This is a genomic window from Vitreoscilla sp. C1, assembly GCF_002951955.2.
Classification (GTDB): domain Bacteria; phylum Pseudomonadota; class Gammaproteobacteria; order Burkholderiales; family Neisseriaceae; genus Vitreoscilla; species Vitreoscilla stercoraria.
On sequence record NZ_CP019644.2, the window covers coordinates 1839484 to 1865281 of the forward strand.

General features: G+C 45.2%; 26 protein-coding genes and 2 tRNA genes. 9 read left to right on the plus strand and 19 right to left on the minus strand.

What is annotated here, in order from left to right; genetic code table 11:
- Window position 1 precedes the first annotated feature (1 nt).
- The 7 genes from pilW to cmk all read right to left on the minus strand — a co-directional run bounded on the left by pilW (window position 2) and on the right by cmk (window position 6487).
- On the minus strand, window positions 2-766 hold the full coding sequence (gene pilW / locus ADP71_RS09060) for a type IV pilus biogenesis/stability protein PilW (RefSeq protein WP_019957185.1): 765 nt from the start codon (window positions 764-766) through the stop codon (window positions 2-4).
- The gene (rlmN, locus tag ADP71_RS09065; RefSeq protein ID WP_019957184.1) at window positions 763-1860 is read right to left on the minus strand and encodes a 23S rRNA (adenine(2503)-C(2))-methyltransferase RlmN; all 1098 of its coding nucleotides are present in this window, start codon (window positions 1858-1860) and stop codon (window positions 763-765) included. Before rlmN ends, pilW begins: the two co-directional genes overlap by 4 nt.
- Window positions 1861-1915: 55 nt before the next feature.
- Entirely contained in the window at window positions 1916-2341 is a 426-nt protein-coding gene (ndk, locus tag ADP71_RS09070) for a nucleoside-diphosphate kinase (protein WP_104932038.1), read from the minus strand.
- Between the two features lie 88 nt (window positions 2342-2429).
- Complete coding sequence (gene zapE / locus ADP71_RS09075; protein WP_026353369.1) at window positions 2430-3575, minus strand: cell division protein ZapE; 1146 nt, start codon at window positions 3573-3575, stop codon at window positions 2430-2432.
- Between the two features lie 93 nt (window positions 3576-3668).
- Window positions 3669-3980 (minus strand): integration host factor subunit beta, encoded by a 312-nt coding sequence (locus ADP71_RS09080; protein ID WP_019957181.1) that lies wholly within the window; start codon window positions 3978-3980, stop codon window positions 3669-3671.
- A gap of 11 nt (window positions 3981-3991) precedes the next feature.
- Window positions 3992-5674, minus strand: coding sequence for a 30S ribosomal protein S1 (rpsA, locus tag ADP71_RS09085; protein ID WP_104932039.1), 1683 nt, complete (start codon window positions 5672-5674; stop codon window positions 3992-3994).
- Between the two features lie 162 nt (window positions 5675-5836).
- Entirely contained in the window at window positions 5837-6487 is a 651-nt protein-coding gene (gene cmk, locus ADP71_RS09090) for a (d)CMP kinase (protein WP_104932040.1), read from the minus strand.
- A 199-nt stretch (window positions 6488-6686) separates the two neighbouring features.
- Here cmk and aroA point away from each other — a divergent pair, with 199 nt between their 5' ends.
- Entirely contained in the window at window positions 6687-7979 is a 1293-nt protein-coding gene (gene aroA / locus ADP71_RS09095; RefSeq protein WP_026353367.1) for a 3-phosphoshikimate 1-carboxyvinyltransferase, read from the plus strand.
- 77 nt (window positions 7980-8056) lie between these two features.
- Here aroA and ADP71_RS09100 read toward each other — a convergent pair whose 3' ends face one another.
- The 5 genes from ADP71_RS09100 to ssuE are packed head-to-tail and all read right to left on the minus strand — an operon-like array spanning window position 8057 to window position 12436.
- Window positions 8057-8803: an ATP-binding cassette domain-containing protein gene (locus ADP71_RS09100; protein WP_019957177.1), complete on the minus strand. Its 747-nt coding sequence runs from the start codon at window positions 8801-8803 to the stop codon at window positions 8057-8059.
- Window positions 8800-9660 (minus strand): aliphatic sulfonate ABC transporter permease SsuC, encoded by an 861-nt coding sequence (gene ssuC / locus ADP71_RS09105; protein ID WP_104932041.1) that lies wholly within the window; start codon window positions 9658-9660, stop codon window positions 8800-8802. The genes ADP71_RS09100 and ssuC overlap by 4 nt, the downstream gene beginning before the upstream one ends.
- Window positions 9661-9671: 11 nt before the next feature.
- The gene (ssuD, locus tag ADP71_RS09110; protein WP_104932042.1) at window positions 9672-10817 is read right to left on the minus strand and encodes an FMNH2-dependent alkanesulfonate monooxygenase; all 1146 of its coding nucleotides are present in this window, start codon (window positions 10815-10817) and stop codon (window positions 9672-9674) included.
- 15 nt (window positions 10818-10832) lie between these two features.
- Window positions 10833-11837, minus strand: coding sequence for an aliphatic sulfonate ABC transporter substrate-binding protein (locus ADP71_RS09115; protein ID WP_104932043.1), 1005 nt, complete (start codon window positions 11835-11837; stop codon window positions 10833-10835).
- Window positions 11838-11854: 17 nt separating this feature from the next.
- Entirely contained in the window at window positions 11855-12436 is a 582-nt protein-coding gene (ssuE, locus tag ADP71_RS09120; RefSeq protein WP_081619513.1) for an NADPH-dependent FMN reductase, read from the minus strand.
- 185 nt (window positions 12437-12621) lie between these two features.
- On the opposite strand from ssuE, the gene ADP71_RS09125 reads away from it, so the two are divergent.
- The gene (locus ADP71_RS09125; RefSeq protein WP_019957172.1) at window positions 12622-13134 is read left to right on the plus strand and encodes a DUF456 domain-containing protein; all 513 of its coding nucleotides are present in this window, start codon (window positions 12622-12624) and stop codon (window positions 13132-13134) included.
- Window positions 13135-13198: 64 nt separating this feature from the next.
- Here the strand turns inward: ADP71_RS09125 and ADP71_RS09130 are convergent, their stop codons facing one another.
- From ADP71_RS09130 to ADP71_RS09140, 3 genes are read right to left on the minus strand one after another with little or no spacing between them, the layout of a single operon-like run.
- Window positions 13199-13867, minus strand: a complete 669-nt coding sequence (locus tag ADP71_RS09130; protein WP_019957171.1) for a restriction endonuclease — start codon at window positions 13865-13867, stop codon at window positions 13199-13201.
- Complete coding sequence (locus tag ADP71_RS09135) at window positions 13868-14566, minus strand: SIR2 family NAD-dependent protein deacylase (RefSeq protein ID WP_104932044.1); 699 nt, start codon at window positions 14564-14566, stop codon at window positions 13868-13870.
- An 18-nt stretch (window positions 14567-14584) separates the two neighbouring features.
- A complete protein-coding gene (locus tag ADP71_RS09140) occupies window positions 14585-15775 on the minus strand; it encodes an acetylornithine/succinyldiaminopimelate transaminase (protein WP_019957170.1) in 1191 nt (396 codons plus the stop codon).
- Window positions 15776-16037: 262 nt separating this feature from the next.
- Here ADP71_RS09140 and ADP71_RS09145 point away from each other — a divergent pair, with 262 nt between their 5' ends.
- A complete protein-coding gene (locus ADP71_RS09145) occupies window positions 16038-16979 on the plus strand; it encodes a D-alanyl-D-alanine carboxypeptidase family protein (RefSeq protein WP_019957169.1) in 942 nt (313 codons plus the stop codon).
- Window positions 16980-17048: 69 nt separating this feature from the next.
- Here ADP71_RS09145 and ADP71_RS09150 read toward each other — a convergent pair whose 3' ends face one another.
- Window positions 17049-17954, minus strand: coding sequence for an AEC family transporter (locus tag ADP71_RS09150; protein WP_019957168.1), 906 nt, complete (start codon window positions 17952-17954; stop codon window positions 17049-17051).
- 109 nt (window positions 17955-18063) lie between these two features.
- Between ADP71_RS09150 and ADP71_RS09155 the strand changes: the two genes are divergently transcribed.
- On the plus strand, window positions 18064-18942 hold the full coding sequence (locus ADP71_RS09155) for a LysR family transcriptional regulator (protein ID WP_171461098.1): 879 nt from the start codon (window positions 18064-18066) through the stop codon (window positions 18940-18942).
- A gap of 110 nt (window positions 18943-19052) precedes the next feature.
- Here ADP71_RS09155 and ADP71_RS09160 read toward each other — a convergent pair.
- From ADP71_RS09160 to ADP71_RS09170, 3 genes are all read right to left on the minus strand, one after another.
- Window positions 19053-19128 (minus strand) — tRNA-Phe (locus ADP71_RS09160).
- 36 nt (window positions 19129-19164) lie between these two features.
- A tRNA-Phe gene (locus tag ADP71_RS09165) sits at window positions 19165-19240 on the minus strand.
- Window positions 19241-19414: 174 nt separating this feature from the next.
- Complete coding sequence (locus ADP71_RS09170) at window positions 19415-19741, minus strand: heme oxygenase (protein WP_019957165.1); 327 nt, start codon at window positions 19739-19741, stop codon at window positions 19415-19417.
- Between the two features lie 201 nt (window positions 19742-19942).
- Here ADP71_RS09170 and ADP71_RS09175 point away from each other — a divergent pair, with 201 nt between their 5' ends.
- The 5 genes from ADP71_RS09175 (at window position 19943) to ADP71_RS09195 (ending at window position 25774) form a co-directional block, all read left to right on the plus strand.
- Window positions 19943-22111, plus strand: a complete 2169-nt coding sequence (locus ADP71_RS09175; protein WP_171461099.1) for a TonB-dependent hemoglobin/transferrin/lactoferrin family receptor — start codon at window positions 19943-19945, stop codon at window positions 22109-22111.
- An 88-nt stretch (window positions 22112-22199) separates the two neighbouring features.
- Window positions 22200-23249 carry a ChuX/HutX family heme-like substrate-binding protein gene (locus tag ADP71_RS09180; protein ID WP_171461100.1) on the plus strand — a complete coding sequence of 350 codons (1050 nt, stop codon included), beginning with the start codon at window positions 22200-22202 and terminating at the stop codon, window positions 23247-23249.
- Entirely contained in the window at window positions 23246-24052 is an 807-nt protein-coding gene (locus tag ADP71_RS09185; protein ID WP_104932048.1) for a heme/hemin ABC transporter substrate-binding protein, read from the plus strand. The genes ADP71_RS09180 and ADP71_RS09185 overlap by 4 nt, the downstream gene beginning before the upstream one ends.
- A gap of 10 nt (window positions 24053-24062) precedes the next feature.
- A complete protein-coding gene (locus tag ADP71_RS09190; RefSeq protein ID WP_104932402.1) occupies window positions 24063-25010 on the plus strand; it encodes a FecCD family ABC transporter permease in 948 nt (315 codons plus the stop codon).
- Window positions 25007-25774 (plus strand): ABC transporter ATP-binding protein, encoded by a 768-nt coding sequence (locus tag ADP71_RS09195; RefSeq protein ID WP_104932049.1) that lies wholly within the window; start codon window positions 25007-25009, stop codon window positions 25772-25774. Before ADP71_RS09190 ends, ADP71_RS09195 begins: the two co-directional genes overlap by 4 nt.
- Window positions 25775-25798 lie beyond the last annotated feature (24 nt).

Below are 25798 nucleotides of genomic sequence, written 5' to 3' on the forward strand. Positions count from 1 at the left end.
GTTAGTGTCCTGTGGTCATTTGTCTTAATTCATCGGAATATGGGTAAGTAGAACGCAACTGCATTTCATACTCAGCTGCGGCCTGTATATGCCCCACACGGTGGGAAATCTGCCAACCTAATAATAAATCATCGGCAGACAAACGTTGTATTTGGCTTTGGTATATCTTGAAATAAGTATTGGCTAAGGCATCTTGCCCTTCGTTCATTTTCAAACGTGCCAATTCTTTATTGGCTACTGTAAACTGCGGATTGGCTGCCAAAGCTTGCTTTAATAAAGCCTCGCCTTGAGCATACTGCCCCAAACGCGCCGAACAAATACCTTTATTATAATAAGCAATAAATGGGGTTGGATAAGTAGGGTCTGCTAAAGCCACATCAAAATGCGTTAAGGATTCAGCAATACGCCCTAAGGTATTGCATTGGTACCAACCATAATTGTTATTCACTTCAGCGCTATTGGGCTCAATCGACAAAGCACGTTGATAACTTTCCTCAGCTTTGTCTGTCATCTTCAAATAATGATAAATTTCAGCCCGGGTCAATAATGCATTCAAACTGCGACTGTCTATTGCCAATGACTTATCAATTGCTTCAATTGCAGCGCGGTAGTCTTGAGCATTCATATACTCAATGGCCAATTGATTTTGAATTCTAGCCAAATCTTGAGCTTTTTCTGCTTTTGTTGGCTCTTTCAATTTGCTAGAACTACAAGCACTCAAAGCCAAAAAACTTACCGCAAGGATTGAAGCAATTTTCAAATTCATGACTGTCCTTTATCCAAATAAATTTGTTCCCACTTAGCTTGGCGCTTGGTTTTGTCTTTGACCTGACCTGCCAACTGGCCACATGCTGCATCAATATCATCACCACGTGTTTTACGCACAGTCACAATCAAACCCGCTTCCATCAAAATCTCTTTAAAGACATTGATACGCGCATTGCTTGAACGCTCATAACCTGAATTAGGGAAGGGATTGAATGGAATCAAATTGAATTTACAGGGCACATGTTTCACCAACTCAACCAATTCGCGAGCATGTTGCGGATGATCATTCACACCATCCAACATCACATATTCAAACGTAACAAAATCACGTGGTGCCTTAACCAAATAGCGCTCACAAGCGGCCATCAATTCTTTTAATGGATATTTTTTATTCAATGGCACAATTTCATCACGAATGCGATCATTCGATGCATGCAAAGACACAGCCAATGCTACAGGTGCAACCTCTTTCAAGCGATCCATTTGCGGCACCATACCTGAAGTGGATACCGTCACACGACGACGTGACAAACCATAGCCATGATCATCAAGCATGATATTCAAAGCCGTCACCACATTGTCAAAATTGGCCAAAGGCTCGCCCATACCCATCATCACCACATTGGAAATGACGCGCTCATTTTTAGGTGTCACACCCATGGCTTTATTCGCCCACCACAATTGACCAATGATTTCAGCCGCAGACAAATTGCGATTAAAACCTTGGCGACCTGTAGAGCAAAATGTACATTCCAAAGCACAACCGACTTGCGAAGAAATACACAAAGTACCGCGCTCCGCTTCAGGAATGAACACTGTTTCGACACCGTTACCAGTGCCCACATCCAACAACCATTTGCGTGTACCGTCTTTAGATTGCTGTGATGTCATTAAATCCGGAACCACCAATTGTGCTTGGTCATTCAATTTAGCGCGCAACGATTTAGCCAAATCGGTCATTTCGTCAAACGATGAAGCACCACCTTGGTGCATCCAACGCATCACTTGTTTGGCACGAAAAGCTTTTTCACCCATTTCTTCGAAGTGAGCGGTCAATTGGGGTAAATCAAAATTCAATAAATTGGTGGTCATATCTAATACTTTAAGCCGCTTACAGGACGCCCTCTAAGCGGCGATGATTACAAAATTAACGTGAAACAACTTCTTCAGCAGAGAAGAAGTAAGCGATTTCAATCGCTGCATTTTCTAAGCTGTCAGAGCCATGAACCGCGTTAGCATCGATAGATTGAGCAAAATCAGCACGGATGGTGCCAGCAGCCGCTTCTTTAGGGTTGGTAGCACCCATCAATTCACGGTTAGCCAAAACTGCGTTTTCGCCTTCCAATACTTGAATCATAACAGGACCAGAAGTCATGAAAGATACCAAGTCATTGAAGAAAGGACGTTCTTTGTGTACAGCGTAAAAGCCTTCAGCATCTGCTTGGCTCAACTGTTTCATTTTAGCTGCAACGATTTTTAAGCCAGCTTTTTCAAAGCGAGAGTAGATTTCGCCAATCACGTTTTTCGCTACTGCATCAGGTTTGATGATAGAAATTGTTTTTTCAATTGCCATTTTTATGCTCCATTAAGAAATTTTCATGCAATCTGCTATTTTAGCAAGGTTTCTTGCCTTGTTGTAGCCATTTTGCCGTCTATATGTGTCAACTTTTGTTATTACCTAAACTTAAATGCGGTAAAGACAAATAATTATGCGATTGCATTTCCACCATTCGGCTTACGGTACGGGTAAATTCCTCTGCAAAAGAACCTTCTATGTAAATCTCTCCCGCTTCAACTTCTGACGTAGCACACATTTTGACACGGTAATCATAAAACACATCAACCAGCCAAGTTAAACGACGTGCTTCATTGCGCTGCAAAGGTGTCAACGCTGTCATATTAGAAACAAACACCATTTCATAATTTTGTGCCAAATACAAATAATCCGCCTGAGAGCGAGGACCAAAACACAAAGTCTCAAACTCAAACCAAATCGCTTTGCTTGTGTGCGCTTTGGCTTTTAAAGGCCGGTCCCAAATACTGATGGTATTTTCCAAACGGGTCTGCCCCTGCGTCATTTTTTCAAACAACTCTGACAATTTTGCTTCATGTTGCGAATCATTTGGCACCAAAAAAATCGGCGCTTGCGTCAACGTGCGCAAACGATGATCCTCACCACCATCCACATTGATGACCTGTAAATGGTTTTCAATCAGTGCAATCGTGGGTAGAAAACTGCTGCGATTTTGACCTTGGAAATACAAATTTTTAGGCTCATAATTGGACGTCGCCACCATCACCACACCACGATTAAATAAACCTTCTAATAAACGACCTAAAATCATTGCATCGGCAATATCACTGACATGAAACTCATCGAAACACAACACACGGACTTCTCGCGCCAGCTCTGCAGCCACAATATCCACTGGATTTTCTTCTGATTTGTATTTGCCTAGACGAGCATGCATTTCAGCCATAAAAGCATGAAAATGCACACGTCGCTTACGACGATATGGCAAACACCCAAAAAAAGCATCCATTAAAAAGCTTTTACCTCGACCCACCCCACCCCACAAATACAAGCCATTTGGCGATTGCGGCGAACGAATGCTGCGACCTAAAAAGCGATTGCGCTTTTGTTTAAAGGCCATTAATTCACCCCACAATTGATCCAAATGCGCAATCGCCATTTCTTGGGCATTGTCTGCAATGAAACCTTTTTGTTGCTTAGCTTCGGCATACCAAGTTTTTGGTCGCTCGCCCTGAAATGACGGAGGGGTAAAAGTGTTCATGGTTTGAGTCATAAGATACTTTATTAATAAGTTTTAAAGATTGTACCGTACCTTGCATCAAAAAAGCACCGCTAAATAGCGGTGCTTTGTTAGTGACTGATTCAATCAATTACAATTTTGCAAGGCTTGGTCCACGCGCTCGCGCAATTCCTTACCAGGTTTAAAGTGTGGTACATATTTCTCAGGTACTTCCACTTTATCGCCTGTTTTAGGATTACGACCTACTCGTGCAGGACGGTGGTTCAAATCAAAACTACCGAAGCCGCGAATTTCAATGCGTTGGCCTTTAGCCAATGAGCGTGTCATCGTATCAACCAATACTTTAACACTATGCTCCACATCTTTAGCGACCAATTGAGTCCCTTTTTGAGCAGAAACCAACTCTGCCAAGCGTAACATTAACTCAGATTTGGTCATGCACTTGCCTCTTATTCTTGCTCGCCAGACAACTTGGCTTTCAACAAGTCGCCCAAGCTGGTAGTGCCAGCATTTGCGCTGCCGCCAGAAACAGATTTCAATGCATCAGACTCTTCTTTAGCGTCTTTGGCTTTAATAGACAAGTTAATGTTGCGGTTTTTACGGTCTACGTTCACGATAACCGCTTCAACTTCATCACCCTCTTTTAAGTGAGTGCGGATGTCTTCAACGCGATCGCGTGATACTTCAGAAGCGCGCAAGTAACCTTCAACGTCATTACCCAAATCGATTACAGCACCTTTAGCGTCCAAAGATTTCACAGAACCTTTAACCAAAGCACCTTTGTCGTTCATTGCCAAGTAGTTGTTGAATGGATCGCCTTCCAATTGTTTGATACCCAATGAAATGCGTTCTTTTTCAACGTCGATTGCCAATACAACAGCTTCAACTTCATCGCCTTTTTTGTATTTGCGAACCGCTTCTTCGCCTTGTTCAGACCAAGACAAATCAGACAAGTGAACCAAACCATCGATGCCGCCAGCCAAACCTACAAACACACCGAAATCAGTGATAGATTTGATTGCGCCAGACAATTTGTCGCCTTTTTGGAAGTTTGCAGCAAACTCATCCCAAGGATTAGGCATACATTGTTTCATACCCAAAGAGATACGACGACGGTCTTCGTCGATGTCCAAGATCATCACTTCTACTTCGTCGCCCAATTGAACCACTTTGCTTGGGTGTACGTTTTTGTTAGTCCAGTCCATTTCAGACACGTGAACCAAACCTTCGATGCCTTGTTCGATTTCCACGAATGAACCGTAGTCAGTCAAGTTAGTCACTTTACCGAACATACGAGTACCTTGTGGGTAACGACGTGCCAAACCATCCCAAGGATCTTCGCCCAATTGTTTCAAGCCCAAAGATACACGGCTCTTCTCTTGGTCGAATTTCAATACTTTAGCTTCAACTTCTTGACCCACTTCCAAAACTTCAGAAGGGTGTTTCACACGGCGCCATGCCAAGTCAGTGATGTGCAACAAGCCATCGATACCGCCCAAATCAACGAACGCACCGTAATCAGTGATGTTCTTAACGATACCTTTGATGATTGAACCTTCTTGCAAGTTTTCCAACAATGCTTTGCGCTCTTCGCCCAAAGTTGCTTCCAACACTGCACGACGAGAAACCACAACGTTGTTGCGTTTTTTGTCCAATTTGATGACTTTGAACTCGATCTCTTTACCTTCGTAAGGAGTCGTGTCTTTTACAGGACGGGTATCAACCAAAGAACCTGGCAAGAATGCACGGATGCTGTTGATCATCACAGTCAAGCCGCCTTTGACTTTACCGTTGATCACGCCAGACAAGATGTCGCCATTTTCCATTGCTTCTTCCAAAGCAACCCAATCAGCAGCACGTTTGGCTTTTTCGCGTGACAATTTAGTTTCACCGAAACCGTTTTCAACAGATTCGATAGTAACAGTAACGAAATCACCAACTTTGACTTCAACTTCGCCTTGAGCGTTCTTGAATTCGTTTGCATCAATCAAAGATTCTGATTTCAAACCAGCGTTTACAGTTACGAAGTTATTGTCAATGGCAACCACTTCAGCGGTGATCACTTCACCAACGCCCATTTCCTGTAATGCAAAACTTTCTTCAAGCAGCTGGGCAAAATTTTCCATACTCATAAATTCTCACAAATACACTGCCAAGGTGTGCAGAGGTTAGTTAGTCACAGCTTACTGCCTTGGCCAAGTAAGCTAAATAAATCAATTAATTGACAAAAAAATCATCAACTTGGTTCAAATATTTGAATTTAAAACCGTAAGTCAGCGATTATATCCTAAAAATCAAACTTGTTGATACCATTCCAAAACTTTTTTTACCGCATTTTCAATGCTTAACTCAGTGGTATCTAATAAATAAGCATCTGGTAATTGCTGTAATGGCGCAACAGAACGGTTGATGTCATTGAAATCGCGCTGCTTAATGTCATGGACTATCGCTTGATATCGCTCACTGGCCAAGTCAATATTCAATTGCAAAGCACGACGACGCGCACGCTCTTCTGCTGTTGCAGTTAAAAATACTTTCAATGCCGCATCAGGAAACACCACGCTGCCCATATCTCGCCCATCCGCAACCAAGCCACGCTCGCCAGCAAACGCTTGTTGACGCTCAAGCAAAGCCATGCGTACTTGCGGGTATTTGGCCACGGTGGAAGCACCCATGCCAATGGTTTCTGCGCGAATGGCTGCGCTCACATCCACACCTTTTAGTAAAATTTGACCATCGGCAAACACCACATCCAAAGCCGCAGCAACGCCAGCGACTGCCGCTTCATCGTCCCAAGCCAAATTTTGCTGCTGCGCTGCCAAAGCCGTCAAACGATACAAAGCGCCTGAATCCAAATAATCCATGCCCAAAGCCGCGGCCACGCGCGCGGCAACCGTGCCTTTTCCCGAAGCACTCGGCCCATCAATTGCAATGACTGCTGTCATATTGTGCCTTTCAGTTAAAACCAAGCAAACACACATTATATATAGAGGCGGCTACAATTGCCCGTCCTGTAAAAACCAACTTTAAACTTGGCATAAAATGCCAAAATTATGCCAAAATCTTTATCTATCACATGAAGTTGTTTACACTGACGCTTCTCGTTGAATGGTTTTTACAGGCCGCCTTTACTTTGAGTTGATGATGAAAGATTTTATTTTCCTACCTGCTAGCAACATTCGTGACAGCCATGTTCGCTTACCTGGCTCTAAAAGCATCAGTAACCGCACTTTGTTATTGGCGGCTTTGTCAGACAATGAATGTGTTTTACACGATGTTCTAGATTCAGATGACACCCAGCGCATGCTCGAGGCTTTGGCACAATTAGGTGTTGTCATTGAAACGATTGATGCCAACAGCCATCGCGTTCACGGCAGCAAGCAGCGCTTCCCCAACAAAGACGCACAATTGTTTTTAGGCAATGCAGGTACGGCTTTTCGCCCTTTAACCGCCGCTTTGGCATTGATGCAAGGACATTATGAATTGTCGGGCGTACCACGTATGCACGAACGCCCTATTGGTGACTTGGTTGATGCGTTGCGTTTGTCAGGTGCGGACATCACATATTTGCAAAACGAAGCTTATCCACCTTTGAAAATCCACCCTTGGCGTGACAATGAACAACGCACGATTCCCGTCAAAGGCAATGTTTCTAGCCAATTTTTAACCGCTTTATTGATGTCTTTGCCATTAACAGGACAAGCTTATACTATTGAGGTGGTCGGCGAATTGATTTCCAAACCCTACATCGACATCACTTTAAAATTGATGGCACAGTTTGGCATCGTCATTGAGCACGAGCAACACCAAGTATTCCATTTGCCTGCCAATGCGCTTTACCATGCGCCAGAATCTTTGCATGTCGAAGGCGATGCTTCAAGTGCATCTTACTTTTTGGCAGCAGGTTTGCTCACAGGTAAAAAAATCACCGTCGAAGGCATCAATGAAAAAAGCATTCAAGGCGATGTGGCATTTGTCGATGCTTTGGTGCAAATCGGTGCACACGTTTCTTATGGTGACAACAGCATCACAGTTTGGCGCGACAAAAAACAAGCCATCCAAGCTTTTGATTTCGATGCCAACCACATTCCCGATGCTGCAATGACTTTGGCAATCGTTGCCGTTGCCACAGGTCAAGAATGCCACATTCGCAATATCGAAAGCTGGCGTGTCAAAGAAACCGACCGTTTGAGCGCGATGACTGCCGAATTGCGAAAACTGGGTGTGCACGTTGTCGAAGGACAAGACTACATCAGCATTCATGCCCAAGCGCCCTTAAAACCAAACGTGCGCATCGACACATATGATGACCATCGCATGGCAATGTGTTTTTCATTGATTGCATTATTGGGCACACCGATTATTATCAATGAACCTGAATGCGTGAACAAAACCTTCCCAACGTATTTTGAAGCATTTGCCAAATTGTGCGTTTGAAATCTTTAGGGTTTTAAACGCCTAAAAATAAGCGTCCTGTAAAGTTTACAGGACGCTTATTACTGATAAAACAGCTTTTAAATAGCATATTCCACTTCGTATTTGGGCAAATTCAAAATGCGATCCAAAATCTTTTGCTCAATGTGTGCCACTTCCGTCAATTGCGTTCTTGGATAAGGCAAGGTCACAGTTTCATTCAAATCAATTTGTCCTTGCTCAATCAAAACCACTCGCTGTGCCGTCAAGACCGCTTCATTAATATCATGCGTCACCAATACCACCGTAAAGCCATATTGCTGCCACAACTTGACAATCAATTGCTGCATTTCCAAACGTGTCAACGCATCCAATGCACCCAAAGGCTCATCCAATAATAAGATTTTCGGCTGATGAATCAAGGCACGCGCCAATGCCACACGCTGTTTTTGACCGCCAGACAAACTGCTAGGCCAATCGTGCGCTCGCTCTGCCAATCCCACATCCGCCAAAACCTTAAATGCTCGTGGCTTCCAATCGCCTTCCAAACCCAAACCCACATTTTCCAACACCGATTTCCAAGGCAACAAACGAGCGTCCTGAAACATCAAACGGGTGGCTGCTTGGCGTTGCGCATCCGTATGATTGAAAGACACAATTTGTCCATCGGTTACGTCATCCAATTGCGCCAACAACCGCAACAAGGTCGATTTACCACAACCGCTGCGCCCGACAATGGCGACAAACTCGCCTGCTTGTATGTCTAAATGCACGCCTTTGATGATGTGGCGAGGACCGAATGATTTGTGTACGTTGACCAAACGCAACGCAAAAGCGTCTTGACTCATGCTTTGTCTCCTTGTTTTACCACGTAAGCTGGATGCCAGCGCAACAATACACGTTCCAATTGGCGCGCAATCCAATCAGCCACAAAACCCAATAACGCATAAACCAAGATGGTAAAAATGATGATGTCAGTTTGAAAAAACTCCCGCGCATGCATCGCCAAATAACCAATACCACTGGTTGCCGAAATTGTTTCTGCCACAATCAAGGTCAACCACATGATGCCCAAAGAAAAACGCAAACCCACCAAAACACTCGGCAAAGCCCCCGGCAAAATCACTTCTTTGAACAATGCCCAACCTGACAAACCGTAACTTTTCGCCATTTCAATCAAAGCCGCATCGGCATTGCGGATACCATGAAACGTATTCAAATAAATCGGGAAAAACGTGCCCAAAGCCACAAGACATAATTTTGCTGCTTCATCAATCCCAAACCACAAAATCACCAATGGAATCAAAGCCAAATTGGGAATGTTACGCAACATTTGCAAAGTGGTATCCAACAAAGTCCGCACAGTCGGTGACAAGCCGGTTGCCACACCCAAAGCCAAACCCGTCACGCCACCAATGAACAAACCCGTGAGCGCACGCGCGGCACTGATGCCCAAATGCACCCATAACTCACCATTGACCGCCAATGCCCAGCCTGCTTGCGCCACAGCCAAAGGTGAAGACACATTGCGCAAATACTGCTCAGGCAACCAATGCCACACCGACATTGCTTGCCACACCAACAACAAGGTCAAAGGCAACAACCATGGCAACCATTTTTGCTGGTGCTTGAATAAAATGCTTTTCAGGACGCCTCTTGCTTGCGGGCGTACAACAGGCAAGGTCTTGGCTTTCAATTGTGCCATGATATTCTCCTTTAGCTGGCGCTGAGCGCAGCAGGACGGAAACTGTGTCCGACCACATCGCCACGGGCTTCTTGCTCGACAATATTTGGAATGCTAGGCTTATTCACATCCAACAATGGGAACAACAATTCCGCCACATGATAAGCTTCTTCCAAATGTGGATAGCCTGAAAAAATAAAGGTGTCGATGCCCAAATCAGCATATTCTTGAATGCGTGCTGCCACAGTTTGTGCATCGCCCACCAAAGCCGTTCCTGCCCCACCGCGCGTCAAACCAACGCCTGCCCACAAATTCGGACTCACCTCCAATTTATTGCGGTCACCACCATGCAAAGCCGCCATACGTTGTTGACCGACTGAATCATGAGTCGCAAATGCCGCTTGCGCTTTGGCAATGGTATCGTCATCGACATATTTGATCAGTTCATCGGCAGCACGCCAAGCTTCTTCATTGGTTTCACGCACAATCACATGCAAACGGATGCCAAAACGCACAGTGCGACCATGTTTTGCCGCTTGCGCACGCACATCATCCAATTTTTCCTTAACCGCAGCAGGCGGCTCACCCCAAGTCAAATACAAATCCACTTGTTCGCCTGCCAATTTGTGCGCAGGTTCTGAAGAGCCACCAAAATACAAAGGTGGGCGTGGTTGTTGCAAGGGTTTGAAATCCAACACCGCTTTGTCTACATGAATGTGTTTGCCGTGGAATGTCACTTCTTCGCCTTCCATCAAGCGTGTCCACACTCGCGTAAATTCGTCCGCTGCCTCGTAACGCTCGCCATGTTCCAAATAAATGCCTTCCGCTGCCAATTCGTCAGGCTTGCCACCTGTAACCAAATTGAACAAAGCACGCCCATTGGACAAGCGATCCAAAGTCGCAGCTTGACGCGCGGCAACCGTTGGCGAAATCACACTCGGGCGCACTGCCACCAAAAAGCGCAAGCGCTGCGTCAACGGAATCAAAGAAGCGGCTACCAAAGCGGCGTCTTCGCACGAGCGGCCTGTAGGAATCAATACGCCACCAAAACCCAAACGATCAGCCGCTTGGGCAATTTGCGACAAATAAGCATGGTCTACAACACGCGCACCTTTGCTACTGCCCAAATAACGTGACTCACCTTGCGTTGGTAAAAACCAAAAAATATTCAATGACATGATTATTGCTCCTGATTAGTTTTGTGGGGCTTGCCACATGATTTCGTTGACTTGGATGGCTTTAGGAATCAATTTTTCTGCATAAAATGCATCCGCCACTTTTTGTTGTTCAATGGCAATTTCAGGTGTGATGAACGCTGCACCATATTTACGGCGAATCACTGCTTCATAAGCAATGTCTTCTGGAACACCTACTTGCTTGGCTGTGATGTTGCCAAAAGCTTTCAAATCGGCATTGATGGTTTGGTCGGCTTGGTCAATATGCTTCACAATCGTCTTCACCAATGCAGGGTGTTGCTCAGCAAACTCTTTACGCGCCAAATAAAACGAATAACTTGGTTTTAAGCCTGAAGTATTAAACAAAGTGGTCGCACCCAATTGTTTTTCAGCCGCAGCTCGATATGGCTCCCATACCACCCACGCATCGACACTGCCTTGTTCAAATGCCGCACGACCATCAGATGGCTGCAAATACACAGGTGTAATATCGCTGAACTTCAAACCGTGTTTTTTCAAACCTTGTAACAAGGTGTAATGCGCGCTTGAACCTTTAGCAACCGCAATTTTTTTACCTTTTAATTGACTCACATCGGTGATATTCGAACCTTTTGGCAACAATAAGCCTTCTGAATCAGGCGAAGCCGCTTCGTGTGCCACATACACCAAACCTGCATTGGCCGCTTGCGCAAAAATCGGCGGGGCTTCCCCTGTCGTTGCAAAATCCAAATTGCCCGTATTCAAAGCTTCCAGCATCGGAGGACCTGAAGTGAATTTCACCCAATTGACTTTGATATTCTCTTTGGCCAAAGCTTCATCCAGCGTTTTCTGATCTTTCAAAAACACCAAAGAACCCGATGCCTGATGACCAATGCGTACTTCTTGAATAGTAGTTTGAGTGGCAGTGGCAGCGGCTGCCACAGTCGTTTGGTTCGCTTCGTTACCAGCTTGTACGCCACAAGCTGCCAAAGCCAAACTCACAGCCGCGACCAACAAATGGGATACTAAAAATGGTTGACTCATATTGAAGATGCTTTCTATTAATAGGTGATTGGATGAACGTTCAATGTGTCTTGGTTTGCCTGCCCAGCCGAACGTCGACATCGCAACACATATTGAAATTGTCCAACCGCCCAATCCAAACGCTCTTTCAAATCGGCATCCAACACCACATTGTGTTCCTGCACTTGAATTTGTTGGTCTTGAGCAAACACGCCTGACAAAATTTCCTGCGCCTTCATCGCTGATAACACTGGCTTCAAGGCATAATCCAAAGCCAATAAATGTGCCACCGAACCACCGCTTGCCAATGGCAAAATGACTTTGTGTGCCAAAGCATCTTGCCCCAACACATCCAAAATGATTTTCAGGACGCCTGAAATAGAAGCTTTGTAAACTGGCGTGGCAATCACCAAACCATCGGCACGCTCCACATCATCTTGAAATGCTTTAATACTGGGATGATTGAAATCACCGTGTAACAAAGCATCTTGATTGAAATCACTCAATGAATACGATTTGACTTGGATGGATTCAGCATGCAAACGCTGGCTAACATAACGTAACAAGCTGCTTGAACGCGAAACCGACTTCGGACTTCCTGCTAAGGTCACTATGTACATCTGCTGCACTCCGTTTTAAGATTGAATGCAATGTAACAAGAATTTACATAAATAAAAAAGAATAAAAAATCATTTTTTTATTCTTAGAAGTTATAAAAAAATAGCAACAATGCTGATTCTGGCAATTGTTATTTACAAATTTTGCCGACATAATGTGATTAAAACAGATTCATGAAAGAACAGTTATGACCACTATTTTTATCATCATTGGCTTGATTTTATTGGTGATTGGTATCTTAGGCATTGTCTATCCCGCTTTGCCTGGCTTGCCGTTGATGTTTGTTGGCGCGCTGTCCATAGGCTATGCCAACCAATTTTTTTACATGTCTTGGTGGAGCTTAGGCGCCATTGCCTTGATTGCCATCATCGGCTCTGCGCTCGATTATGTGGCAGGCACTTTAGGCGCCAAATTCACAGGCGCCAGCAAAAAAGCCTTGTGGGGCAGTATTATTGGGGCATTGGTCGGAGCGGTAGTGTCGTTGGGTGGCCTGTGGATTGCGATTTTCTTGGGGCCTTTGGTAGGCGCTGCCATTGGTGAATATTTGGACAAAAAAGATTTGCTCAAAGCAGGCAAAGTCGGTCTGGGCACGTTTATCGGCTTCATTGCTGGCGTGATTGCCAAAATTGGCTGCGCATTCATCATTGTTTCGGTAGTGACCATTGCACATTTAATACCGTGGTTACAAAATATATTTTAAGCGGCCTGTAAACCTAGTCGCAAAAAAACGCTGCTTAATCAAGCAGCGTTTCCATTTTTCATCCTTATAAATTCTTTTCTTCTTCAATGATTTGTGCCAATTGATGACCGTTAATGAGTTTCATTGCAATGCCTTTGGCAAACGCCACCGCATCAGGCGTAAAGTGTCCTGAAGTGATGACGTAACCGCCATCTTTGCCTTCTGCTGCCACCACGCCATACAACTCGCGCACCACTTTCACGCCCACGCGCTGCGCTTTCCAATGCTTGCACTGTACCAAATATGTGCCGCCATCGCGCTTAACAATCACATCTATGCCACCATCGGGGTGATCGCCGCCTTGCAATTGCACGTCAAAACCTTGGCGACGAAACAATTCTGCTACCAAAACTTCAAAGTCTTGCCACGACACATCATCAAAACCACTTTTAGTCTGGTATTGCAATTTTGTAATGATTTTTTTGCTCTGAAAACGCCGCCACAAACCCCATATAAAACACAAAAAACATCCTAAAGGCCACAAAAATGGCACAACATACACAGCAAGGCTTACAGGACGCTTGAACGCATCAGGCCATGCAGATTCTGTCCATAACCATGCCTCCACCCAACGCCAAACACCATGCCAAACCAATACGCCAATCACCGCCCAAATCAAGACCGTAGAAAAACGTTGTGCCGCCAAATAGCGACACATCCAAACCAACCACGTTGTGGGTTTTAACCACTTCATTTACACCTCATCATGTTCTGCTAGCCACTGCGCCACCACTTGTGGCACCCCAATGGTTGCGGGCGCTGCAATGGTTTGTACTGAGTTGCCCAAAACCGCTTGGGCATTCGGGTCGACATAGACAATTTTGGCATGTGGAGGGGCTTCATGTAACAAACCTGCCGCAGGATACACTTGCAAAGATGTGCCCACAATAAGCACCAAATCCGCTTGTTTCACCCAAGCAATGGCATCCTTAATCAATGGAACATTCTCACCAAACCACACAATAAACGGGCGCATCGGATTGCCCCAAGGGTCGCAATGCGCTAAGGTTTGCGGCTCAGTCCAATCAATCACATAATGCTCATGCACACTGCTGCGCAACTTGTTCAATTCACCATGCAAATGCAATACTTGCGTACTGCCTGCTCGCTCATGCAAATCATCTACATTTTGCGTAATAATCTGCACATCAAAATCGCGCTCTAAATCCACCAACGCCCGATGTGAGGCATTCGGCTGTACGGTTTGCAATTGCTCTCGACGCTGATTGTAAAAATCCAATACCAATTTGGGATTGCGGGCAAACGCCTCAGGCGTGGCAACGTCTTCCACCTTATGACCTTCCCACAAGCCATTGGCATCGCGAAAAGTTTTCAGGCCGCTTTCTGCACTGATGCCGGCACCACTCAAAACCACCACACGACGTTTGCCCATTTTTAACCTCAATCTAGATTACTTGTCCGCTTGCACAAAAGCTTGTGCCGTTTGGCGCAAAGCCGCCACAGCGTCCTGTAAATCTTCATCACTGAGCAACAAACTTGGCGCAAAACGCACCACATTGCTGCCTGCATTCAAAATCATCAAACCGTGTTGCAATGCCACTTTCACAAATTCGCCTGCCCGTTGTGCATAAGCCTCACTCAACACCGCTCCGATTAAGAGCCCCAAACCACGCACTTGTTCAAACAAACCGAATTCTTCACCAATTTGGCGCAAAGCGTCCTGTAAACGTGCACCTTGCGCATTCACATGTGCCAAAGTTTGCGCATCGTTGATGATGTCAAATGCGGCGCTGCCTACCGCTGCTGCCAATGGGTTACCACCGAATGTGCTGCCATGCGAACCCAAAGACAAGCTTGGTGCCACTTTATCGCTGGTCAACATCGCACCAATTGGGAAACCCGCGCCCAAAGCTTTGGCACTCGAAACAATGTCTGGCAACACGCCATAATGCTCGTAAGCAAACAATTTGCCGGTACGTCCCATGCCTGTTTGCACTTCGTCCAACACCAACAATGCTTGATTTTCGTCACACACACGACGAGCGGCCTGTAAAAATTCAATGTCCGCAGGCAACACACCGCTTTCTCCTTGCACAGGCTCAATCACCACTGCACAAGTTTTGTCGCTGATGGCCGCTTCCAAAGCCGCCACATCGTTGAATGGAATATGGGTAATGCCAGCAGGTAAAGGTGCGAAACCTTCTTGGTATTTGGGCTGTCCACCGACACTCACCGTAAATAAAGTGCGACCATGAAAACCATTCACACAAGCGATGATTTCGTTTTTCTCAGCACCAAAATGGTCAAACGCATATTTGCGCGCCAATTTAAACGCCGCTTCGTTGGCTTCGGCACCCGAGTTACAGAAAAAAACCTTGTCCGCAAACGTGTTTTCAACCAGTTTTTGCGCCAAATCTTGGGCAGCTTGGGTCGTGTAAAGATTGGAGATGTGCCACAATTTTGCCGCTTGTTGGTTCAAAGCGGCCTGTAACACAGGATGGCAATGTCCCAGCGCATTGACAGCAATGCCGCCAGCCAAATCGATATATTCACGACCTTCAGTGTCCCAAACACGGCTGCCTTGGGCAGACTCAGGAATCACGGGAGCAAATGCAAAATTGGGAGTTAAGTAGTTTTCCATGGTGTCAATTCGTGAGAGCAACAAAAAGAAGTTGATTGTAGCCCCAAGCCAGCCGTTTGACCATGCCACAAAATAAGCCAAGCCGAGCTTGCACAAGCTTCTTGCTTTAAATCAGCAAGATGTGAATGAAAAATGTCTACAATGTAAATAGTGGCTAGGTTTACACAACTAAACACTAACAAGGAGAACAGCTCGGTACAATATGCAGCGACTATTACCTTATCATCATAAAATGAAGTTCGAATTTACAAAGGAACAGCTTATGTTAAACGTGCTGCGCCGCAAACCCACTTGGTATGCCACTTTAGGTTTGTGCTTGACATTAGGAATCAGCCTTCCTGCCCACGCCGATGATTTAGACATTTTAGGTCAATTTATCTCAGAACAAAATTTGGTCACTCCCGAAGCCACGCCCCAAGCACAATTTCGTGAATTGAGTTTTGAAGCGCAACAATTAGGTCCGGTATTGACATCACAATCGGCTTTGATTTTAGATGCCAATACAGGCCGCCCTTTGTATCAAAAAAGCAGTAACAGCGTGCGTCCAATTGCTTCTATCAGCAAATTGATGAGCGCCATGGTATTGCTGGATGCAGGACTGAACCCTAACGAGCGCATTACCATCACCAATGATGAAATCGATCGCCTCAAAGGCACAGGCAGCCGTTTGTCTATTGGTACGGTGTTGACGCGTGAACAATTGCTACACATCGGCTTGATGAGCAGTGAAAACCGAGCCATTCATGCTTTGGGTCGTACTTATCCAGGCGGTATGCCTGCATTTGTCAACGCCATGAACCAAAAAGCGCAACAATTGGGTATGACCAATTCTCGCTTTGTCGAACCTACTGGCTTAAGCCCACAAAATGTATCCACGGCCAACGATTTGGCCAAAATGGTTTTAGCAGCGTCTCAATACCAAGCCATCCGTTATTACTCCACCCACAACGAAGCGTTTATTCCAACCAGTGCGGGCAAAACCCAAAAATATTCCAATTCCAATGCATTGGTGCGTGAAGGCACTTGGAATGTGGTGGTACAAAAAACAGGTTATATTCGTGAAGCCGGTCGTTCTATGGTCGTAGAAACCCAAATTCAAGGCCGCCCTATTGTCATGGTCTTGCTCAACTCGCCAACTTCTGCAACGCGCGTCAACGACGCTCGCAGTATTGGCAATTGGGTGCAATACCAAGGTCCTGTTTAGGTCGCTACGCAAACATCTAAAAAAAGCCACTGTTTCACCAGTGGCTTTTTTGATTGCATATTGCATTTTTCACAACAAAAAATACATCAATGCAGGCAAAGTCAAAACACTTAAAACCGTTTGCAAGCTGATAATGCCTGCCATCAAAACCGCATCACCGTTCAAAACTTTGGTCAATACATACGATGCCGATGCTGTTGGCAAACCAAAAAACACAACCAAAACTTGTGTTGCCAAAGGACTCAAGCCAAACAACCAACACACGCCAAATGCCAATACGGGCAACAATAACAATTTTGAAACACTGTGTAATACCACCCAATGTGCGTTTTGTTTGATTTGCCCAAATTGCAAGGCCGCACCCACACACAACAAGCCCAAGGTCAAACTGGAATTAGAAAACAATTGCAACAATTGCCCCAAGCCTGCCCATATTGGAATGTTCAACACATTGACAACAGAACCTGCCACACAAGAGGCAATCAATGGATTTTTAAACAATGATTTCAAAATATTGGGCAAATTCATTTGCTCTTTTGGCAGCAAAGAAACAATAGACAAAACATTCACCAATGGAATGCTCACCGCCATGATGACCGCCAAAATCGGCGCACCCAATCCGTCTGCCAAAGTAGACACTACCGCCAAACCAATATACGTGTTAAAGCGGATATTGCTTTGCATATACACGCCCAAACGTTGTGGGCTGATGTGGTATTTTTGACCCAACCAAAATACCAAAGCTGCCACCACACCCACCACCATCAACATCGCCCACACCACTTGCACCAATGGTTGCCATGTAATGTTGGCTTTGGATAAAGACAAAAACAGCAAAGCTGGAAACAAAACGTAATAATTCAGCTTCTCCGCACCTGCCCAAAAATCTGCACCAAAAAAATTTTGCCGTTTACACACATAACCACTGGCAATCAAGGCAATTGCTGGAAACAGCGCCAATACCATTTGTTCCATCTTGTTTTCATCCGCTCACGCCTGTTACAGGCCGCTTTGTTTGAGAATGAACACAGCATACCACTCATGCATACTCATGATAAAATGAGGTTTTACTCATGTATCAGCCATGACTTTCACCCAATTGGACATTTTTGTTTTAGTGGCAGAATTGAAAAGTTTCACCGCCACAGCCGAACGCTTGAACATTTCACAATCGGCTGTTTCACATGCCATCAAAAGCTTGGAAAAAGAATGGCAATTGAGCTTGATGTCGCGCCACCACACCGAGTTTGAGCTCACTGAGGCAGGGCACACGTTGTTGTTACATGCCAAAGAATTGCTGAGTGTGAATCAAACCTTGCAGCAACATGTGTCCTCTTTGCGCGGTTTACACGAAGGCTCCATCAAAATTGGTTCATTTGGAACCTCGGCTTCGATTTGCCTGTTGCCCAAAATTTTAGAAGCCTTCCAACAACGCTATCCCAAAATTGATGTGTACATAGACGAAGGCGATGACAAAGAAATCAGCACTTGGCTGTTAGAGCGTAAAATTGATGTGGGTTTTGTGGTCTTGCCGGATGAGCGTTTTGACACGTTTGCTTTGACCGAAGACCGCTTTGTGGCTTTGCTTCCCAGCAGTTTCCCATTGGCACAACAAACCTTTATTCGTCCCAAGGATTTAGATCATCTACCCTTCATCATGACCACCGCAGGCAGTCAAACCTATGTTGAGAAAATCTTGCAACAACACCAATCCAAACCCAAAATCCAATACCATTTTTCTCAATTAATGACCATCATCAATATGGTCAATGCACAACTAGGTGCGAGTATTGTGGCAGAGATGGCTTTGTTTGATGAAGTATTGGAGCGTTATCCAAATGTAATTAAAAAACCGCTGCGCCCGAATGTCAGCCGCAAAATTGGTTTGGCGGTGAAAAACAAAACCCATATGAGCCCTGCTTGCCAAGCATTCATTGAAGTGGCACAAAGTCTTTTTGATTGAAAGGTGTTACAGGACGCTTGAAAACCACATTTTTGAACAGTGCCTCCCCAAAAAACCAAAAAAAAATCTGCCTTTGAGCAGATGATGATTTTTTGAAACTTGGATTCAAATGGTGGCCAGAGGCGGGATCGAACCGCCGACACACGGATTTTCAATCCGTTGCTCTACCGACTGAGCTATCTGGCCATGATGTCTCATGACAAGTTTTGAAGCAATCTTAAATGGTGGCCAGAGGCGGGATCGAACCGCCGACACACGGATTTTCAATCCGTTGCTCTACCGACTGAGCTATCTGGCCGCGCTTAAGAGATGCGTATTAAAACACCAATGGCGATTTTACGCAAGCATTTTTCGATTCTAACATCGCATAAATCACGAACACTTTGTTTTTATACACTTTAAAAGTGTCATACAAACACATCAAAAGCGTCTTGTAAACCTCAAAAAATGCCTACAAAACGCCTTAAACGTATTATGACACTGCATCATTCAGCAATGTTGCAGCCACTTGACCAAACAACAATTGGCTACCAATAACGGCATTAGGGTCATTTTCACCTTTAGGTGGACGCTTGTGCGCCGCTTTAAACGCATCCGAAGCGCGCCAAACTTGAAAATCCTCCATAGTGCGCCAATACATATTCACGCTCATTTCATCTTGATTTTCTTGCTCTACCACAATCACCTCTACTTTGATGAAACCTGCAAACTCACACAAAGCTTGAGAACTGGTAAAACGTGGCGCCATTTCAGCACCTTTGCCTTTAGACACACAGATACGATTGGTCACAACAATCATTTTGCTTCCTTATTATTTGATTTAAGACAACTTTTAAAACATGACATCTGTTTCAACCCAACCTTTTTACCACAAAAAATAAACTTATCTTGACAATTCTTTGGGAACATTCCGATAATAATACAAATGATAATAATTATCAAAATTATTATCACAACTATACCATTCATCAACCGATACCGATTGCCAGAAAGTTTTTCAATGATTCGCTCTCTTCGTCCCATCGTTTACTGTGTCTGCAGTGCTTTAGCGGCTCTATCTTCACAAGCTGCATGGTCAGCCAATAACGAAGCAGAAACCGTGTTACCAACCATTATCATCAATGCCGACCAAGCAACGACTGCCAACACCCACAATCAAAAAATCAGTCGCGATGATTTGGACAAAGCTGGCGCGCACGACCTCAAAACCATGGTTCGGTATGAGCCCGGCGTAGAAGTGGAATCCCAAACAGGCTTGAACAATGGCAATTTCAATATTCGAGGTATTTCAGAAGACCGAGTTTTGGTCATGGTCGATGGTTTGAACCTACCCGATTCATTCAAAGACAGTTTTTGGTATGGCGGCAACAACAATCGTTCTAAAAATGGCATGACATTCGGTCAAAATGTGGTGGAACCCGATACCATCAATACCATCAACGTGGTCAAAGGGCCGTTTGAAGCACAATATTCAGGTGAAGCCATTGGCGGCTCGGTCAATATGAAAACGTACAATCCTGAAGATTTGATTGCCGAAGGCAGCCGTGTCGGTGGCTTATTCAAAGGCGGTTATAACAGCGGCAATCAAGGTTGGAGCAGTACTTTAGGCGGTGCTGCCAAAGGCGACGTGGCTTCAGGCTTGGTGATGTATACCCATCGCAGCTATGGCGAAACCCAAAGCGCAGGCGCACAATCGAGCGAGCAAGACAATGACAGCAACAATCTTTTGCTCAAAGGCAAACTGGATTTAGGTACACATCAATTGAGCGCCACAGGCGAATATTTCAAACGCAATGGTCATTCTCAAGATTTATTGAGCGTGGGCAGTTTGGATGACACTGCCAGCGAACGCATGCGCGCCAGCTTGCAATACCAATATCTGCCTGAAAACAATGGCAGCTTGCAAGCCATCAAAATGGGATACGATTACCAAGATTCGGATTCAGAACTGTTCCAAATTGAACCAAGCAGCCGCCATTTTCAAGGCTATGATCAATCTCAACACCGTTTTCATACCCAAGGTTTGTGGCAATTTGATGCAGGTGTTCAACACAACATCATGACAGGCTTGGAATACCGCAATGTTACAACATCAACCAATCGCCACAAAACCGATTACAACGCTTCAGGGGTTCAAGTCGGTGCAGTTGATACTTTATTGTATTACCCTGAAAACCAAAGAGATATTTGGAATGTATTTGTACAAGACCGTATGGTGTTTGACAATGGTCTTTCTTTGACGCCTGCTTTGCGCTATACCCATGAAACATCCACGCCCAATCGCGATGATTTTGATCGTTTGAAAAACCAAGCAAATGTGTCTTTTGACCAAATGGCAGCCAAACGCAGTTACAGCAAAATCTTGCCAAGCTTGAAATTGAACCTGCCGTTGAATGACGAAAACCAATTGTTTGCCTCTTACGCCAAAGGCCATAAAACACCACAATTTGACTCACAAGGCGCAGCTTCACACAGCGTTTTAGGCGGCAGAATTCAATATTACAATATACCTAATTTTGATTTAAAACCTGAAGAATCCGACAGCTTCGAGTTTGGCTGGCAACACGATGGCGACAATACCCACGCCAAAATCACCGGTTTTTACAACCGTTATAAAAACTTCATTCAAGAAAGCCAAACCATCAACACATTCTATCCTTCAGGACGCCCACCGTTCCCGATGGTAATGGAATTGAGTGCAGTGAATCTGGACAAAGTGGTGACTTATGGTATCGAAGCACGTGGTCAATATGATTTTGCACCTTATTGGAACGTCAATGGCAGCTTCTTTTGGATGCGTGGTGTCAACCAAGATGACAACAGCCATTTGAGCAGTGCCTTGCCAATGAAAACCCGTTTGGGCTTGGCTTATGCCAATGAAACTTGGGGCGCCAATGCCGATTGGACCATCACTGCCGCCAAAACCAAATATGCCAGTGCTGACCAAACCACGCCCAAAACACCCGGTTATGGCTTATTGGATTTAGGCGCGTTTTGGAATGTGAACAAACACACCAAACTGTCGTTGAATACTTACAACGTTTTGAACAAAAAATATTGGTTGCCCGCTGACATGTTGTGGTTGAACACCACAGGTCAATTGGCTGACAAAGACAGTCATACACAAATGGGTCGTGCCATTGGTGCCAATATCCAAATTAAATTTTAATCTGTAGTCCCAATATAGTTACAGGACGCTTAAATTAGATACAAGCGTCCTGTAAACCCATAACACCTATTTTATATGGAACCCAATCATGTCTCAATTATGGCAACAATACCAAGATTTAAAAGCACAAAACGCTTATTTATTCCAATACGAAGCAGCCGATTTGCTTCATGTCAGTGAAGGTGAGTTATTGTCATCGGCACCTGAATCTGTGTATTTGGGTCAAGACTTTGGTGCCATTTTCAAACGCTTAGAAGCGATTGAAGAAGTGCAATTGATGGTACGCAACCACATTGCCGTACACGAAAAACATACCCGCATCACACCGTTAAAATTGTCCCCAAAAGTGGGTTTGGCCATTGATGTGGGTGGTTTTGATGTGCGCTTATTCCCTAGCCATTGGCACCATGCCTTTGCCCATGATTTTCCTAGCCGCGGCAAAACCTTGCGCTCTATTCAGTTTTTTGATGCTCATGGTTTTGCTTTGCAAAAAGTGTATTTACAAAGTGACAACGACGATGTGTGGCAAGCGATTGTGGACCATTTCAAACAAGCGCAAAAACCCACATTCACACCAGCAACACCGCATATCACCGAACAAACCGTTTTAAACGATGAGCAATTGCAAACTTTCCAACAACGCTGGCGCGGTTTGACCAATGTACATCAATTTTTCGGTTTGTTAGAAAGCTATGCTTTAACACGCCAACAAGCGTTTGAGTCGGCACCTGAAGGTTATGCTTTTCAATTAGAAACCACTGCCATCGAAGCCATGTACGAAACGGCAGCAGCACAAGAAGTACCGTTGATTACCTTTATCGGTAACAAAGGTATTGTGCAAATTCAAACGGGTACAGTAAAAAATGTGTCACGCATGCGTGGTTGGTTGAATATTTTTGACCAAAAACACAATGGTTTCACCATGCATTTAGACGATGCCAAAATCGCCACCACTTGGTTGGTATTGCGCCCAACCACAGATGGTTTAATCAGCTGTATTGAAGCTTTGGACGAACAAGGTCATACGGTTTTGAGCGTGTTTGGTCAACGTGTAGAAGGCCAAGCAGAGTTATCTTCTTGGCGCCAAGTATTGCAAAACGTGACCGAGCAAACCATTTCTGAGGAATCATTGGCATGAAACCGTCCATCAAAATACTGCTGTCAGGCATAGTATTGGCAATGACGACGGTTTCAGCGCAGGCAGCCGAACGCATTGTGGTATTGACCAGCGATGTGTCTGACATCATCGTGGCTTTGAAAGCGGAAAAACAAGTCATTGGCCGCGACAATTTGAGCAAAGCGCCCAGCTTGGCACATGCAAAAAACATCGGCATGTTTCGCAATTTGACTGTTGAGCCGATTGTCGCTTTAAAGCCGACGTTGGTATTAGGCAGTTGGATGGCCAATCCAACCCATATTTATGACCAATTAAACCGCCATCAAGTCAAAGCAGTGAATGTTTCGCCACAACAAAATGAGCAAACATTCGCCAAAGGCATTGTGCTCGTGGGAAAATACGTGGGTAAACAACCCCAAGCCCAAGCTTTGTCCAACCAATGGTCGGCACAAATGAAGCCACGTTCACATACAGGCAAGCGTTATGTCTTCACTTATGACGGTCAAATGGTGGCAGGTAAAAATACCGTCGCAGACACTTTGATTCGTTTGGCAGGTGGCGTGAATGCTGCCAACCATATTGAAGGCATACGCCCGATTGCACGCGAAACATGGGCCACATTGAAGCCTGATGTGATTGTGATTGCCAATCACAGCTTGCCTGTGGTCGGTGGCAGTATTGAAACATTCAAGCAGCGTCCTGAAATCGCTGTCAGTGCCGCAGCCAAGCACAATAAAGTGTTGACCATGACGGCCAATGAAGCTTTTAGCTTGGATTTAAATAGCCCGAAAGTTGTAGAAAAACTCCATGCGCTCGCTCGTTAGTCATTTGCCCATGCGGCACACTGCGCTCCAAAAAATCTTGTTTTGGTTTTTGGGAGCGGTATTGTTGGTTTGGTTGTGTTTGGGTGTCGGCTTGGGAACGTGGGAGCGTCCCGACCAAATTGACCCGATGATTTGGCAATTGCGCTGGCCTCGTGTTCTTGTCGCATTGCTCGTTGGCACAGCTTTGGCAGTGGCAGGTGCGGCAATGCAAGCTTTGTTTGCCAATCCTTTGGCAGATCCAAGCTTGATTGGTACCTCCAGTGGCGCGGCTTTGGGCGTGGTATTGGTGTTGGCGTTTGGCTTCGGCGGCATGGGCGTGTCACTCGCTGCATTTTTAGGTGCCATGACCGTGTGTTTGTTGGTCTTGGGCGTACACCATTTATTGGGTGCAGGACGCTTGGGTTTGCTGATTATCGGCTTTGCCATCAGCGCATTTTGTATGGCCGTGGTGAGCTTAATCTTGTTCATTTCAGACGACATGGTTTTGCGCAGCGCCACCAATTGGCTCTCAGGCAATTTGGGCGCAGCAGGCTTTGTGCCGATTCATTATGCCGCCATCACCATGCTCATCGGTTTGGTGGTTTTGGTCGCCAAAGCCCGTGATTTGGACATTTTATTATTGGGCGATGAAACTGCTTTGTCTATGGGCATCAACGTCAAACATTCTCGTTTGTGGATTGTCATCGGCACCACTTTGCTCACAGGTGCGGCAGTGTCTTTGTCAGGTGTGATTGGTTTTATTGGCATGATGATACCGAATGTGATTGCCTCGATTTGGGGCGGCACGCGCGCGAGCATCATGTGGCGTTCGGCTGTGGTCGGTGCAATATTTTTATTGCTCGTAGATACGTTTGCCCGCTCGATTGTTTATCCCATTGATTTGCCTGTCGGCATCGTCATTTCATTGATGGGCGCACCGTTTTTCTTGTGGTTATTTGTCAAAGGCATCCGCACATGAGCGATTTATTTCATATCAGCGGCCTGAAAGTCGCTTTTGGCGAACGGGTGATTTTGGACATTGATGAATTGGCCATTTCCAACCACGCCATCACCGCCATCATCGGTCCCAATGGTGCGGGCAAATCCACGTTACTCAAAAGCTTGTTGGGTCAATTTCCCAGCCAACATTTGTCTTGCTTGGGCAATGCGGCAAGCCATATGCTCAAGCAAGGCAAAATTGCATGGGTTGGGCAACACGAAATGTTTGCCACACCTTTGAGCGTATTGGAATATGTATTGTTGGGTCGCTATCCGCATTTGGGTTGGCTCTCTCGCCCTAGCCAAAAAGACACAAATGATGCGCACCAATTGCTAGCAGAATTTGAACTCAGCGCTTTTGCCAACAAGCGTTTGCAAGCTTTGTCTGGCGGTGAAAAACAGCGTGCAGCCTTGGTACGGGCGTTGTTGCAAGACACCCGCATCATGTTGCTCGATGAGCCTAACAACCATTTGGACATCAAACACCAACACCAATTGATGCAACAATTGAATCATTTCCAACAACAAAAATCGGTTAGTTCGGTGATTGTGTTACACGATTTGACGCTGGCGGCCAATTATTGTGATGAAGTGATTTTATTGGGTCATGGTCAATTGATTGCGCAAGGCAAGCCCGAAGATGTGATGACGGCAGCCAATTTATTTGAAGCGTATCAATGGCACATCACACCGCAATACCGTGATGGTATTTGGTATTTTGACTCGTTTCAAGCAGCCCATTGAATGCACTTACAGGACGCTTTAAGC